This window comes from Streptomyces sp. NPDC043746 (assembly GCF_056436485.1).
In genome coordinates this window covers 317,493-330,542 of sequence record NZ_JBWKCM010000001.1, presented here as the reverse complement: position 1 = coordinate 330,542, position 13,050 = coordinate 317,493, and the positions used below count along the sequence as shown (strand labels likewise).

General features: G+C 70.8%; 11 protein-coding genes. 3 read left to right on the top strand and 8 right to left on the bottom strand.

Features of this window, described 5'->3' with window-relative positions; genetic code table 11:
* Window positions 1-83: 83 nt before the first annotated feature.
* Window positions 84-698 (bottom strand): 30S ribosomal protein S4, encoded by a 615-nt coding sequence (rpsD, locus tag AC0682_RS01595; RefSeq protein ID WP_006123201.1) that lies wholly within the window; start codon window positions 696-698, stop codon window positions 84-86.
* A 191-nt stretch (window positions 699-889) separates the two neighbouring features.
* Here rpsD and AC0682_RS01590 point away from each other — a divergent pair, with 191 nt between their 5' ends.
* Complete coding sequence (locus tag AC0682_RS01590; protein ID WP_478530437.1) at window positions 890-1,591, top strand: DUF2470 domain-containing protein; 702 nt, start codon at window positions 890-892, stop codon at window positions 1,589-1,591.
* Between the two features lie 93 nt (window positions 1,592-1,684).
* Here the strand turns inward: AC0682_RS01590 and AC0682_RS01585 are convergent, their stop codons facing one another.
* The 4 genes from AC0682_RS01585 to AC0682_RS01570 all read right to left on the bottom strand — a co-directional run bounded on the left by AC0682_RS01585 (window position 1,685) and on the right by AC0682_RS01570 (window position 6,119).
* Entirely contained in the window at window positions 1,685-3,055 is a 1,371-nt protein-coding gene (locus tag AC0682_RS01585) for a replication-associated recombination protein A (RefSeq protein WP_478530436.1), read from the bottom strand.
* A gap of 105 nt (window positions 3,056-3,160) precedes the next feature.
* Entirely contained in the window at window positions 3,161-3,799 is a 639-nt protein-coding gene (locus AC0682_RS01580) for a vitamin K epoxide reductase family protein (protein WP_254812997.1), read from the bottom strand.
* Window positions 3,800-4,150: 351 nt separating this feature from the next.
* Window positions 4,151-5,413: a histidine--tRNA ligase gene (gene hisS, locus AC0682_RS01575; RefSeq protein ID WP_254812996.1), complete on the bottom strand. Its 1,263-nt coding sequence runs from the start codon at window positions 5,411-5,413 to the stop codon at window positions 4,151-4,153.
* Window positions 5,414-5,429: 16 nt separating this feature from the next.
* Window positions 5,430-6,119 (bottom strand): MBL fold metallo-hydrolase, encoded by a 690-nt coding sequence (locus AC0682_RS01570; protein WP_254812995.1) that lies wholly within the window; start codon window positions 6,117-6,119, stop codon window positions 5,430-5,432.
* 167 nt (window positions 6,120-6,286) lie between these two features.
* On the opposite strand from AC0682_RS01570, the gene AC0682_RS01565 reads away from it, so the two are divergent.
* Window positions 6,287-7,078 carry a peptidylprolyl isomerase gene (locus tag AC0682_RS01565; RefSeq protein ID WP_254812994.1) on the top strand — a complete coding sequence of 264 codons (792 nt, stop codon included), beginning with the start codon at window positions 6,287-6,289 and terminating at the stop codon, window positions 7,076-7,078.
* 200 nt (window positions 7,079-7,278) lie between these two features.
* The gene (locus AC0682_RS01560; RefSeq protein ID WP_254812993.1) at window positions 7,279-8,508 is read left to right on the top strand and encodes a DUF349 domain-containing protein; all 1,230 of its coding nucleotides are present in this window, start codon (window positions 7,279-7,281) and stop codon (window positions 8,506-8,508) included.
* 132 nt (window positions 8,509-8,640) lie between these two features.
* Here the strand turns inward: AC0682_RS01560 and AC0682_RS01555 are convergent, their stop codons facing one another.
* From AC0682_RS01555 to secF, 3 genes are all read right to left on the bottom strand, one after another.
* Window positions 8,641-11,262, bottom strand: coding sequence for a RelA/SpoT family protein (locus AC0682_RS01555; RefSeq protein ID WP_437441651.1), 2,622 nt, complete (start codon window positions 11,260-11,262; stop codon window positions 8,641-8,643).
* 148 nt (window positions 11,263-11,410) lie between these two features.
* On the bottom strand, window positions 11,411-11,962 hold the full coding sequence (locus tag AC0682_RS01550; RefSeq protein WP_254812992.1) for an adenine phosphoribosyltransferase: 552 nt from the start codon (window positions 11,960-11,962) through the stop codon (window positions 11,411-11,413).
* A complete protein-coding gene (gene secF / locus AC0682_RS01545; RefSeq protein WP_254812991.1) occupies window positions 11,962-13,050 on the bottom strand; it encodes a protein translocase subunit SecF in 1,089 nt (362 codons plus the stop codon). The genes AC0682_RS01550 and secF overlap by 1 nt, the downstream gene beginning before the upstream one ends.

Genomic DNA, 13,050 nt, shown 5'->3' with positions numbered 1-13,050 from the left:
CCTAGGGGAACGCGAAGGCCCGCCGCCTCCCGGATGAGCGGGAGGGGCGGGCCGGAGCGCTGGTGAGAGCGGCTACGCCTGGATCAGCGGGCGTAGTACTCGACGACGAGCTGCTCGTCGCAGATCACCGGGATCTCCTTGCGGTTCGGGTCCCGGTCCAGGCGGAAGGCCAGGGCCTTCAGGTTCACCTGGAGGTAGCGCGGGGTCTCGCCCTCGGTGTCGTAGCCACCCTCGCGGGCCACCTGGAAGGGGACCTTGGAGCGGCTGCGCTCGCGGACCTGGACGATGTCGTCCGGGCGCACGCGGAAGGAGGGCTTGTCGACCTTGCCGCCGTTGACCTCGATGTGGCCGTGGACGACCATCTGACGGGCCTGGTAGATGGTGCGGGCGATGCCCGAGCGCAGGACCAGGGCGTCGAGACGGCGCTCGAGCTCGACGACCAGCGCCTCGCCCGTCTTGCCCTCGGCCTTCTTGGCGCGGTCGTAGGCGCGCGCCATCTGGCGCTCGCTGATGTCGTACTGCGCACGCAGGCGCTGCTTCTCCAGCAGACGGACCTTGTAGTCCGAGTTCTGCTTGCGGCCACGGCCGTGCTCGCCCGGCGGGTACGGACGCGCTTCGAAGTACTTGACTGCCTTGGGCGTCAGGGCGATGCCGAGGGCACGCGACTTCTTGACCTTGGGACGCGACTGGTTAGGCACGTTCTCCAGACCTCCGTTGTAGGTTAGGTTAGGCTTACCTTACTCAAGGAGATCGCATGTCTCGCCCTGGGAACACCACTCACGTCACGGACAGCACAGACAGCGGCAGCACCTCTTCAAAGGGTGCTGCTACGACGGAAGGCCGATCTGATCGTGGTCAGCCGCGTCCCAGCGGGCTTGAAACCACTCGGATGCCGTCAGCAGCCGAGCGCACACGAACTCTCGTACAGAGTACCTGCTCCGCGCTGCTCGTCGTACCGGGGCTCGATCTGGCCCGCGCCGAACCCCTGATGCCGGACACGCGGAGCGTGGGTCCCGAGGGCGATCTCTTCCTCGAATTCCCCGCGGACTCCCCGGCCGTCCGGGCCGCGACCCACGCGCAGGGCGACGAGCTGACCGCCGTGCTGGAGATCACGGACGTCGCCCCGGTCTCCGTGCCGCACCGCATCCGGGGCCGGGCCTGGATCTCCGGCTGGCTCACCTCCGTACCCGGCATCGCGGAGCCCGGCCGGATGATGCTGCGCCTGGAATTCGGCGAGGCGTACGTGGACGACCTCTGGGGCGCCGAGGACATCGAGGCGGAGGACTTCCGGGACGCCTCCCCCGATCCGCTGGCCTGCCACGAGGCGGAGCTGCTCCAGCATCTGCACGCCGCCCACGAGGACCGGATGCGCACGCTGTGCGCGCTGCTCGGGCAGCGCACGGCCCGCGCGTACGCCTCGCACCGGCCGGCCGCCGTGCCCGTGGCCCTGGACCGCTTCGGGCTGCGGGTCCGCTTCGTGGAGCACAAGGGGTCGTGCTTCGACGCGCGCTTCGAGTTTCCGGAGCCTGTACGGGATGTCGCGGAGCTGCGCCGGGCGATGCACACGCTCTTCGAGGCGGCCGCGTCCTGACCGTGCCCCGAGCGATTCAGGGCCGGACGCCGTTCCGGGCGGGGCGCCGGTCCGGGGCGGGACCCGGGTGGTCCACGGCGGCACCGGGGTGGTTCAGGACGACGGGTCCGGACCGCCGCCCCGGCGGCCCAGGCGCTCGCGGACCCGCTCGACCACATCCGCGTATCTCGCCTCGGCGCCGTGCCGGGTGGGGGTGTAGTACCGCCGGTCGCTGACCGCGTCGGGGGCGTACTGCTGGGCTGCGATACCGCCCTGGACGTCATGCGGATAGACATAGCCCTGGGCGTGGCCGAGCTTGGCCGCGCCCTTGTAGTGGCCGTCGCGCAGATGGGCCGGGACAGGGCCGGCGAGCCCCTTGCGGACGTCCTCCTGCGCGGCGGAGATCGCGAGCGTCGCCGCGTTGGACTTCGGCGCGAGGGCGAGGGCGATCGTGGCGTGGCTCAGGGTGAGCGCCGCCTCCGGGAAGCCGATCATGGCGACGGCCTGGGCGGCCGCCACCGCCGTCGGCAGCGCGGTGGGGTCCGCGAGCCCGATGTCCTCGCTGGCCGAGATCATCAGCCGCCGGGCGATGAACCGGGGGTCCTCCCCCGCCTCGATCATCCGGGCCAGATAGTGCAGGGCGGCGTCCACGTCGGAGCCGCGGATGGACTTGATGAGCGCGCTGGCCACGTCGTAGTGCTGGTCGCCGTCCCGGTCGTACTTCACGGCGGCCCGGTCGACGGTGGCCTCGACCGTCTTGAGCGTGATCTCCGCCTCGTGCGTGGCGAGCGCCGCACCGGCCGCCGCCTCCAGGGCCGTGAGCACCCGGCGCGCGTCGCCGCCCGCGATGCGCAGCAGATGCGCCTCCGCGTCCTCGGGCAGCGTGAGCGCCCCGCCGAGGCCGCGCTCGTCGGTCAGCGCCCGGCGCACCAGATCGCGCAGGTCGTCGTCGGTCAGCGGCTCCAGGGTGAGCAGCAGGGAGCGCGAGAGCAGCGGTGAGATCACCGAGAAGTACGGATTCTCCGTGGTGGCCGCGATCAGGGTCACCCAGCGGTTCTCCACGGCGGGGAGCAGGGAGTCCTGCTGGGCCTTGGAGAAGCGGTGGATCTCGTCCAGGAAGAGGACGGTCTCCTTGCCGAAGCCGCCGGAGGCGCGGCGGGCGCTCTCGATGACGGCCCGGACCTCCTTGACGCCCGCGGTGATCGCGGACAGTTCGACGAAGCGCTTGTTGGTGGCCTTGCTGACCACGTACGCGAGAGTCGTCTTCCCGGTGCCGGGCGGGCCCCACAGGATCACCGAGGAGGCGCCCGCCGGGCCGCCGCTCCCCTCGACGAGTCTGCGGAGCGGCGAGCCCGGCTTGAGCAGATGCTGCTGGCCGACGACCTCGTCCAGGGCACGAGGGCGCATCCGGACAGCGAGGGGGCTGGCGGACGGGTCCTTCTCCTGGCGGTCTTCGGCGGCTGCGGTAAAGAGGTCGGGCTCCACGTCACGAAGCCTAAGCGACCCCACTGACAACGCCCCCGGCCGCCTGCGGAGAGGCGGCCGGGGGCGTCGGGTCGGCGGTCGGGGGCGTCGGGTCGGCGGTCGGGGTCAGCTGGTCCAGAAGTCCCACCAGCGGGTCAGGATCAGCATGCCGATGATCCCGATCCACAGCACCGGCGGCACCCAGTGGAACTCGGTCAGCCCGTTCCGCAGCCAGGCGGGCGCGGGGAGGATGCGGTGCTTGACGTTGTGCGTGGTCACGTAGCAGAACATGATGATCGTGGCGACCCAGGCGAGGCAGCACCACAGGCAGAGCGAGTTGATGTTGTACAGCGACTGGTACTGGAGCCAGGTGCAGAAGCCGACGCCGAACAGGGTGCCCGCGTTGAGGCCGAGCCAGAACCAGCCGCGGTAGCGGGCACCGGCGAGCAGGCCCATGCCGATGGCGATGACCATGCCGTACGTGACCAGGCCGAGCATCGGGTTGGGGAACCCGAAGGCCGAGGCCTGCTCGCTCTTCATGATGTTGCCGCACGCGACGACGGGGTTGAGGCTGCAGCCGGGGGTGAAGGAGGGGTCCTCCAGCAGCTTGAACTTGTCGATCGTGATGATCCAGGAGGCCAGCAGTCCGGCCGCGCCGGTGATCACCAGGAGCAGGGCGAGACCCCGTCCGGCCCCGAAGGTGCGCTTGCCGCCGTCCTCCTCCTGGTCGGATGAGGGCTGGTGGTCTACCGCTGCAGTCGTCATATCGCCGTTCCATCACTGAGTGGTCAGCCGGGCATGGTCATTGTGCCGCACCCCGGGACGGGTCATCCGTTCGATGAACATAAAGACGTACGGGCGGTGGCCGGGAAGCACCCTCCGCCGCAGGGTGTCGGGGTGGGTGACGGAACCCGTGGTGGACGGGCGCGAGGATGAATCGGCGGCGGCCGTGTTGACGTTCGGCGGGGTCCGCCACGGCCGGAGGCCGCCGGGCGCGGAGCTCTGAGACGTCCCCGCCCACACGAGAGGGCGGGGCGGAGGTCTGATGCCTCCGTCCCCGCCCTCTCCGCAGGACCGCTCAGCCGAGCCGCGTCCTCTCCGTACGACCTACCGGGCTCAGCCGAGCCGGCTCTTCAGCTCCGCGGCCACCTCGGCCAGCGGCACCGCCGCCTGCTCGCCGGACTCCATGTCCTTGAGCTGGACGACGCCCTCGGCCAGATCGCGTTCGCCCGCGACCAGGGTGTAGCGCGCGCCGGAGCGGTTGGCGCTCTTCATCGCGCCCTTGAGGCCCCGGCCGCCGAAGGCGAAGTCGGCGGCGACGCCCTCGCGGCGCAGTTCGGTGACGACGGCGAAGAGGGCACGGCGGGCCTCCTCTCCGAGCGGGACCGCGTACACGCTGGTGGTGGCGGGGAGGTCCAGCTCGACGCCCTCGGCCTCCAGGGCGAGGACCGTGCGGTCCACGCCGAGGGCCCAGCCGACGGACGGCAGCGCGGGGCCGCCGATCATCTCGGACAGGCCGTCGTAGCGGCCGCCGCCGCCCACCGCGGACTGGGAGCCCAGGCCGTCGTGGACGAACTCGAAGGTGGTGCGGGTGTAGTAGTCGAGGCCGCGGACGAGCTTCTCGTCGTCCTCGTACACCACGCCCGCCGCCGTGAGCAGCGCGCGGACCTCCTCGTGGTACGCCTTGCAGGCGTCGCAGAGGTAGTCACGGAGCCGGGGGGCGTCGGTGAGCTGCTTCTGCACGTCGGCCCGCTTGTCGTCCAGGACGCGCAGCGGGTTGATCTCGATGCGGCGGCGGGTCTCCTCGTCGAGGTCGAGATCGCGCAGGAAGGTCTGGAGCGCCTCCCGGTAGACCGGGCGGCACTCCTTGTCACCCAGCGAGTTCAGCAGGATGCGGAACTGCCGCAGGCCCAGCGAGCGGTACGCCTGGTCGGCCAGGATGATCAGCTCGGCGTCGAGGACCGGGTCCTCGGTTCCGATGGCCTCGGCGCCGACCTGCGAGAAGTGGCGGTAGCGGCCCTTCTGCGGGCGCTCGTAGCGGTAGTACGAGCCGGAGTACCAGAGCTTGACGGGGAGGTTGCCGGCCTTGTGGAGGTTGGCCTCCAGCGCCGCGCGCAGGACGGAGGCGGTGCCCTCGGGGCGCAGCGCCAGCTGGTCGCCGCCCTTCGTGGTGAGGGTGTACATCTCCTTGGTGACGATGTCGGTGGACTCACCGACTCCGCGCGCGAACAGCTCCACGTTCTCGAAGCCGGGCGTCTCGATGTAGCCGTAGCCAGAGTCGCGCAGGGGCGCGGAGATGGCCTCGCGCACCGCCAGGAACTTGGCGGAGTCCGGCGGGATGAGGTCGTAGGTGCCCTTGGGGGCCTGGAAGGTGCTCACGTGATACGTCTCTCGTCTACATTCCTCGGCGCGGCGCCGCGTCCAGTCCGTTCAGGAACGGGTTGGCGGCGCGCTCGCGGCCGATGGTGGTCTGGGGGCCGTGGCCGGACAGCACCACGGTCGAGTCGTCGAGGGGCAGGCACACACGGGCCAGCGACCTCAGCAGCTCGGCGTGGTCGCCGCCGGGCAGGTCGGTGCGTCCGACGGAGCCGGCGAAGAGCAGGTCGCCCGAGAAGAGGACCGGCGGGATGTCCGCGGCCTCGGGCATCGTGAACGTCACCGACCCCCTGGTATGGCCGGGCGCGTGCGAGACGCCGAACTCCAGCCCGGCCAGGGTCAGCTTCGAGCCGTCGGTCAGCTCCTTGAGGTCGTCCGGCTCCCCCACGGTCAGCTCGCCCATGAGCGGCATCCCGATGGAGCGGCCGAGCGCCTTCTCCGGGTCGCTCATCATGTAGCGGTCCTCGGGGTGGATCCAGGCGGGGACGTCGTGGGCGCCGCAGACCGGGACGACCGAGGCGACATGGTCGATGTGGCCGTGGGTGAGCACGACGGCGACGGGCTTGAGCCGATGCTTCTTCAGCGTCTCCTCGACGCCCTGGGCGGCTTGGTGGCCCGGGTCGATGATCACGCACTCCTCACCGGCGGCGGGGGCGACCAGATAGCAGTTGGTCCCCCAGGCCCCGGCGGGGAACCCGGCAATGAGCACGATCGTCCTTAATGTTCGTCCGGAGGATGCGGCGGCGGCATGGGTCGCAGCAGTTCAGAGCCTACCGGCGCTCCTCATGACACAGGTAACCCATATACGGTACGGGCAGTCCAGACCCGATTCCCCGACGTACCCCCGACGTCACGACGTAACAAGGAGCCCCACCGGTGTCCAGCAGCGAACAGCGCAGGCGGCAGCTCGCCCGGGAGAAGTTCGAGCGCCAGCAGAAGCGCCGGGAGGAAGCCCGTCGCCGGACGAAGCGCATCACCGCGATCGTCGCGGCCTCGGTGGCCGTGGTGGCCGTCGTGGGCGTGAGCGCGTACGTGCTGTCGGGCAAGGACGACGACAAGGACAGGAAGGACGAGGCGGCCGCGAGCCAGAGCCCTGAGCCGGAGCCCTCGGAGACCGAGAGCAAGGCGCCCGAGCCGCCGATGACGATCGACAAGAAGGCGACGTACACGATGTCGCTGGGGACGAGCCAGGGCGACATAGCGTTCACCATGGACGCCTCGAAGACCCCGCACACGACGAACTCCTTCAAGGCGCTCGCGGACAAGGGCTACTTCGACGGGACCAAGTGCCACCGCCTCACCACCCAGAACATCTACGTGCTGCAGTGCGGTGACCCGAAGGGCGACGGCACGGGCGGCCCCGGCTACAACATCCCGGACGAGAACCTGGACGGGCTCGGCAAGGCGGGCGAGGACGGGACGGTGACGTTCCCCGCGGGTACGGTGGCGATGGCCAACACCAGCCAGCCCGACTCCGGCGGCAGTCAGTTCTTCCTGGTCTACAAGGACACCAAGCTGCCCCCGACGTACACCCCGTTCGGCAAGCTCGACAAGGACTCCCTGAAGGTCGTCGAGACGGTCGGCGCCGCGGGTGTCGAGGGCGGCGCCGGTGACGGTGCGCCGAAGAAGGCCGTGGAGATCAAGAAGGCGGCCGTCGAGAAGGGCTGATCCGGGCACGCCACCGGGGCGCGCCCGGCGCCCCGGGCCCCCGGGCGGGAGCGAAGAACTTCGGCCGCGCGGAGTGCGGACAGCCGGGCGGCCGGTCGCCTAGATTGGCGTTGTGCAGGGCGGGCGAGGCCCGCCCGAGGAAACTGTGGACGATGCCCGGGGGGCGAACCCCCTCGCAGGCATCAGGTGGAGGAGGCGCTGTGAGCAGCGACCCGTGGGGCCGCGTCGACGAGACGGGCACCGTGTACGTGCGTACAGCCGACGGCGAGCAGGTCGTCGGATCGTGGCAGGCCGGTTCGCCTGAGGAGGCTCTGGCCTATTTCGAGCGCAAGTACGACGGCATTGTGGTCGAGATCGGCCTCCTCGAACGGCGGGTGAAGACCACCGATCTGTCGGCGAAGGACGCGATGACCGCGATCGACCACCTGCGGCAGCAGGTGGACGAGCACCACGCGGTGGGCGACCTGGACGCGCTGCGCAAGCGGCTGGACGCGCTCGTGGCGACGGTCGAGGCGCGGCGCGAGGAGCGCAAGGTCCTCAAGGCCAAGCAGGCCGACGAGGCCAAGCAGGCCAAGGAGGCGCTGGTCGCCGAGGCCGAGGAGCTGGCGAAGAGCGAGCAGTGGCGCGCCGCCGGTGAACGGCTGCGGGCGCTGGTGGACACCTGGAAGGGTCTCCCCCGGCTGGACCGCAAGTCGGACGACGAGCTGTGGCACCGTTTCTCGCACGCCCGCTCGGCGTTCTCCAAGCGGCGCAAGGCCCACTTCGCCGCGCTGGACGCCCAGCGCGAGGAGGCCCGCAGGGCCAAGGAGAAGCTGGTCGCCGAGGCCGAGGCGCTGTCCGGTTCGACGGACTGGGTCGGCACGGCCGCGCGCTACCGCGATCTGATGACCGAGTGGAAGGCGGCGGGCCGCGCCCAGCGCGAGGCCGAGGACGACCTGTGGAACCGCTTCCGCGGCGCCCAGGACGTCTTCTTCGCCGCCCGCGGCGAGGTCTTCGCCGAGCGCGACGCCGAGCAGGGCGAGAACCTCAAGCTGAAGGAGGAGCTCGCCGCCGAGGCCGAGAAGCTGGTGCCGGTGAAGGACCTCAAGGCGTCCCGGGCCGCCTTCCGGTCCATCAACGAGCGCTGGGAGGCCATCGGCCACGTGCCGCGTGACGCCCGCCCGAAGGTCGAGGGCCGGATGCAGGCGGTGGAGCGGGCGCTCCAGGAGGCCGAGGAGTCCGAGTGGCGCCGGACCAACCCGGAGGCGCGGGCCCGTGCCGAGGGTCTGACCGGTCAGCTCCAGGCGGCGGTGGACAAGCTGCGCGGCCAGATCGACACCGCGCGCGCCCAGGGCAACAACGCCCGCGCGGACAAGCTGGCCAAGGAGCTGGAGGGCCGCCAGGCGCTGCTGGACCAGGCGCTGAAGGGCCTGGAGGAGTTCGGCGGCTGAGCCAGCCACGGCTGACGGAGAAGCCCCGGTACGCGCGATGCGTACCGGGGCTTCTTCCGTTGCCGCTGTCACGGCCTGCGGGCTTCTGCGTCGCCGCTGCTACGGCCGCCCGCGGGCTTCCGCCGCCCCTCGTTACGGCCTGCGCGCCGAGGTGACCCGGTAGACGTCGTAGACGCCCTCCACCCCGCGTACGGCCTTCAGGACGTGGCCCAGGTGCTTGGGGTCGCCCATCTCGAAGGTGAAGCGGGAGGTGGCCACCCGGTCGCGGGAGGTCTGGACGGCCGCCGACAGGATGTTGACGTGCTGGTCGGAGAGGATCCGGGTGACGTCGGAGAGGAGCCGGGAGCGGTCCAGCGCCTCGACCTGGATGGCGACCAGGAAGACCGAGGACTGGGTGGGGGCCCATTCGACGTCGAGGATGCGCTCGGGCTGCTGCGAGAGCGACTCCACGTTGACGCAGTCGGCTCGGTGCACGGAGACGCCGCTGCCCCGGGTGACGAAGCCGATGATCGGGTCGCCGGGGACCGGCGTACAGCAGCGGGCGAGCTTGACCCACACGTCCTCGACGCCCTTGACGACGACGCCGGGGTCCGCGTTGGCCCGGCGCTTGCCGCGCCCGCCGTGCGAGGGCGGTGTGGATTCGGCCAGGTCCTCGTTGGCCTCGTCGTGGCCGCCGAGCGCCTGCACCAGCTTCTGCACGACGCCGGCCGCGGCGACATGCCCCTCTCCGATCGCCGCGTACAGCGAGGAGATGTCGGGATAGCGCATCTCGTGGGCGAGGGTGACGAGGGAGTCGCCGGTCAGGATGCGCTGGATCGGCAGGTTCTGCTTGCGCATGGCGCGCGCGATGGCGTCCTTGCCCTGCTCGATGGCCTCGTCGCGCCGCTCCTTGGAGAACCAGGCGCGGATCTTGTTGCGGGCGCGCGGTGACTTGACGAAGCCGAGCCAGTCCCGGGAGGGGCCCGCCCCGGCTGCCTTGGAGGTGAAGACCTCCACCAGGTCGCCGTTGTCGAGGGTCGATTCGAGCGGGACCAGCCGCCCGTTGACACGGGCTCCTATGGTCCGGTGGCCGACCTCGGTGTGGACGGCGTACGCGAAGTCGACCGGGGTGGCACCGGCGGGCAGCGCTATCACGTCGCCCTTGGGCGTGAAGACGAAGACCTCGTTGCGCGAGAGGTCGAAGCGCAGGGACTCCAGGAACTCGCTGGGGTCCTCGGTCTCCTTCTGCCAGTCCAGGAGCTGGCGCAGCCACGCCATGTCGTTGACGGTGTCCTGGCCGCGGCCGGTGTTCCTGGGGACGTCGGTGCGGACCTTGGAGGCGCCCGCCACGGCCTCCTGCTTGTACTTCCAGTGGGCGGCGATGCCGTACTCGGCGCGGCGGTGCATGTCGAAGGTGCGGATCTGGAGCTCGACGGGCTTGCCGCTGGGGCCGATCACCGTGGTGTGCAGCGACTGGTACATGTTGAACTTGGGCATCGCGATGTAGTCCTTGAACCGCCCTGGCACCGGGTTCCACCGGGCGTGGACGGTGCCGAGCGCCGCGTAGCAGTCGCGGACGGTGTCGACGAGGACGCGGATGCCCACCAGGTCGTAGATCTCGGCGAAGTCGCGGCCGCGCACGATCATCTTCTGGTAGACGCTGTAGTAGTGCTTGGGGCGGCCGGTGACGGTGGCCTTGATGCGGGCGGCGCGCAGGTCGGCCTGGACCTCGTCGGTCACTATGGCCAGGTACTCGTCGCGCTTGGGGGCCCGCTCCGCGACGAGACGGACGATCTCGTCGTACATCTTGGGGTAGAGGATCGCGAAGGCGAGGTCCTCCAGCTCCCACTTGATGGTGTTCATCCCCAGCCGGTGCGCCAGCGGAGCGTAGATCTCCAGCGTCTCGCGGGCCTTCTTCTCCTGCTTCTCCCGCTTGAGGTAGCGCATGGTGCGCATGTTGTGCAGGCGGTCCGCGAGCTTGATGACCAGGACTCTGGGGTCCTTGGCCATGGCGACGACCATCTTGCGTACGGTCTCGGCCTGGGCGGCCTCGCCGAACTTGACCTTGTCCAGCTTGGTGACGCCGTCGACGAGCAGGGCGACCTGGTCGCCGAACTCGCGCTTGAGGGTGTCCAGGCCGTACTCGGTGTCCTCGACGGTGTCGTGGAGCAGCCCGGCCATGAGGGTGGCAGGATCCATGCCCAGCTCGGCCAGGATCGTGGTGACGGCGAGCGGGTGGGTGATGTACGGGTCGCCGCTCTTGCGCTTCTGGCCGCGGTGCCAGCGCTCGGCCACCTGGTAGGCGCGCTCGATCTGGCGGAGGGTGGCCGTCTCGATCTTGGGGTCGTTGCCCCGGACCGTACGGAGGAGGGGTTCCAGGACCGGGTTGTACGGGCTGGAGCGCTGCACCCCCAGTCGGGCGAGGCGGGCCCGCACCCGGTTGGAGGAGCCACCGGGGCGGGAGGCTGATCCGGCCGGGGCGGCGGGCTTCACGGCGGGCGGCGGCGGGGTGGGGGCCGGGGGCTTCGGCGGGGGCGGGCCGGAGGGCTTGGCGGGAGGTCCGGCGGCCGGGCTCGCGGGGGCCGGGGAGGCTGCGGCCGGTTGCGCGGCGGGCGGGCCGGAGGGCTTGGCGGCCGGGGGGCGCGCGGAGCTGGTGCCAGGCTCCGGGGGCGCGGGCTTCGGCGCGTTCGAGGGCGCGGCCTTCCGGGGCGTGGCGGGGGCCGCCACGGGCTTGTCGGGCTGCGGGGCGGCGGCTGACTGGGCCTCGTCTGGCAAGAGCGCTCCTCGTGCGGATCCGGGGTACCCGGAAAGCCCATGGTAACGATCCCCCGGCAGGTCCTCGCCCGGGGACGGTGAGAGCTGGGAGAACGCAGGGCGGGCACCCGGATGCTCCCGGGTGCCCGCCCTTCCCGCTCGGGGGTGCTCAGACCGTGATCAGGGCCTCCAGCGGAGCTCCCCGCAGCCCCGGCTCCAGCCGGGCCCGGCCCGCCAGGAAGCCCAGCTCCATGAGGACCGAGACGCCCGCGACCTGGGCGCCGGCCCGCCGGATCAGCTCCAGCGAGGCCTCGGCGGTGCCGCCGGTGGCGAGGACGTCGTCGATGACCATGATCCGGTCCTCGGCGGTGAGGTCCTCGGCGTGGATCTCGATCTCCGCGCTGCCGTACTCCAGGTCGTAGGCCTGGGAGAGGGTGGCGCCGGGGAGCTTCCCGGCCTTGCGGACCGGGACGAAGCCGATGCCCGCCCGGACCGCGACCGGCGCGGCCAGGATGAAGCCGCGGGCCTCCAGGCCGACGATCTTCGTGGCGCCGTGCCGTACGCACAGCTCCGCGAGGACGTCGGTGAGCGCCGTGAAGGCCACCGGGTCGGCCAGGAGCGGGGTGATGTCCTTGAACACCACTCCCGGCTTCGGGTAGTCCGCGACATCGCGGATCCGGCTGAGCAGCAGTTCCCTGGTCGATCCGGTGGTGCTGGTCATCAGCGCTTCCCCCGGGTGCGGCCGGGCGAGCGGGGGTGGCCGATGGCCGAGCCCGCCGTCGCGGCGTCCTCGCGCGGCTCCACGGGGGCCTCGTCCTCGGGGAAGTCGCCCTTGGCGGCCGCGGCCGCCCGCTTGGCGAGGACCCGCTTCTTCAGCGCCTTCATCTGCGGGTCGCGTTCCTTGAGGTCGGCGACGAGCGGAGTGGCGATGAAGATCGAGGAGTACGCACCGGCGGCGAGGCCCACGAACAGCGACAGCGAGATGTCGTTCAGCATGCCGGCGCCGAAGACACCGCCACCGATGAAGAGCAGCCCGGCCACCGGCAGCAGCGCCACCACGGTGGTGTTGATGGAGCGGACCAGGGTGCTGTTGATCGACCGGTTGGCGATCTCGCTGTACGTGAAGCGGGTCTGCTTGGTGATGTCCTTCTGGCCCTCCTTGAGGCTGTCGAAGACCACCACCGTGTCATACAGGGAGTAACCGAGAATGGTCAGCAGACCGATCACCGTACCCGGGGTGACCTCGAAGCCGACCAGGGCGTAGACGCCGACCGTGATCGTGATGTCGTGGATCAGCGCGATGAGGGCGGCGACGGCCATCCGCCACTCGAAGGCGATGGCCAGATAGATCACCACCAGGATCATGAAGACCACGAGGCCGGTCCAGGCCTTGTTGGCGATCTGCTCGCCCCAGCTGGGGCCGACCAGGTCCGCGTTGATCTCCCCGGCGGGGATGCCGAGTTCCTGGGAGAGGGTCTCCTTGATCTCGTTGGCCTTGGCGGTGTCGACCTCGGTGATCTGGATGCGCAGACCGCCGTTGCCCAGCTCCTGGACGATGGCGTGGTGGCCGGATGCCTCGGTCGCCACCTCCGTGGCCTGGGCCGTGGAGATCTTGGCCCTGGTGTCGGTCGTGAAGACCGCGCCCCCCTGGAACTCGATCCCCATACGGAGACCACCGACCGCCACGCCGATGATGGCCGTGATGGTGATCAGTATCGAGACGCCGTACCAGATCTTGCGGTTGCGGATGAAGTCGTAGCCGACCTCGCCGCGGTAGAGCCGGGCGCCGAGATTGCCGAGTCGCGACAT

Excerpts from the sequence above, each read along its gene's own strand:
- AC0682_RS01550 (WP_254812992.1), bottom strand. The coding sequence starts at position 11,962 with ATGACCAGCACCACCGGATCGACCAGGGAACTGCTGCTCAGCCGGATC.
- AC0682_RS01580 (WP_254812997.1), bottom strand. The coding sequence starts at position 3,799 with ATGACGACTGCAGCGGTAGACCACCAGCCCTCATCCGACCAGGAGGAG.
- AC0682_RS01590 (WP_478530437.1), top strand. The coding sequence starts at position 890 with ATGCCGTCAGCAGCCGAGCGCACACGAACTCTCGTACAGAGTACCTGC.
- secF (WP_254812991.1), bottom strand. The coding sequence starts at position 13,050 with ATGTCGCGACTCGGCAATCTCGGCGCCCGGCTCTACCGCGGCGAGGTC.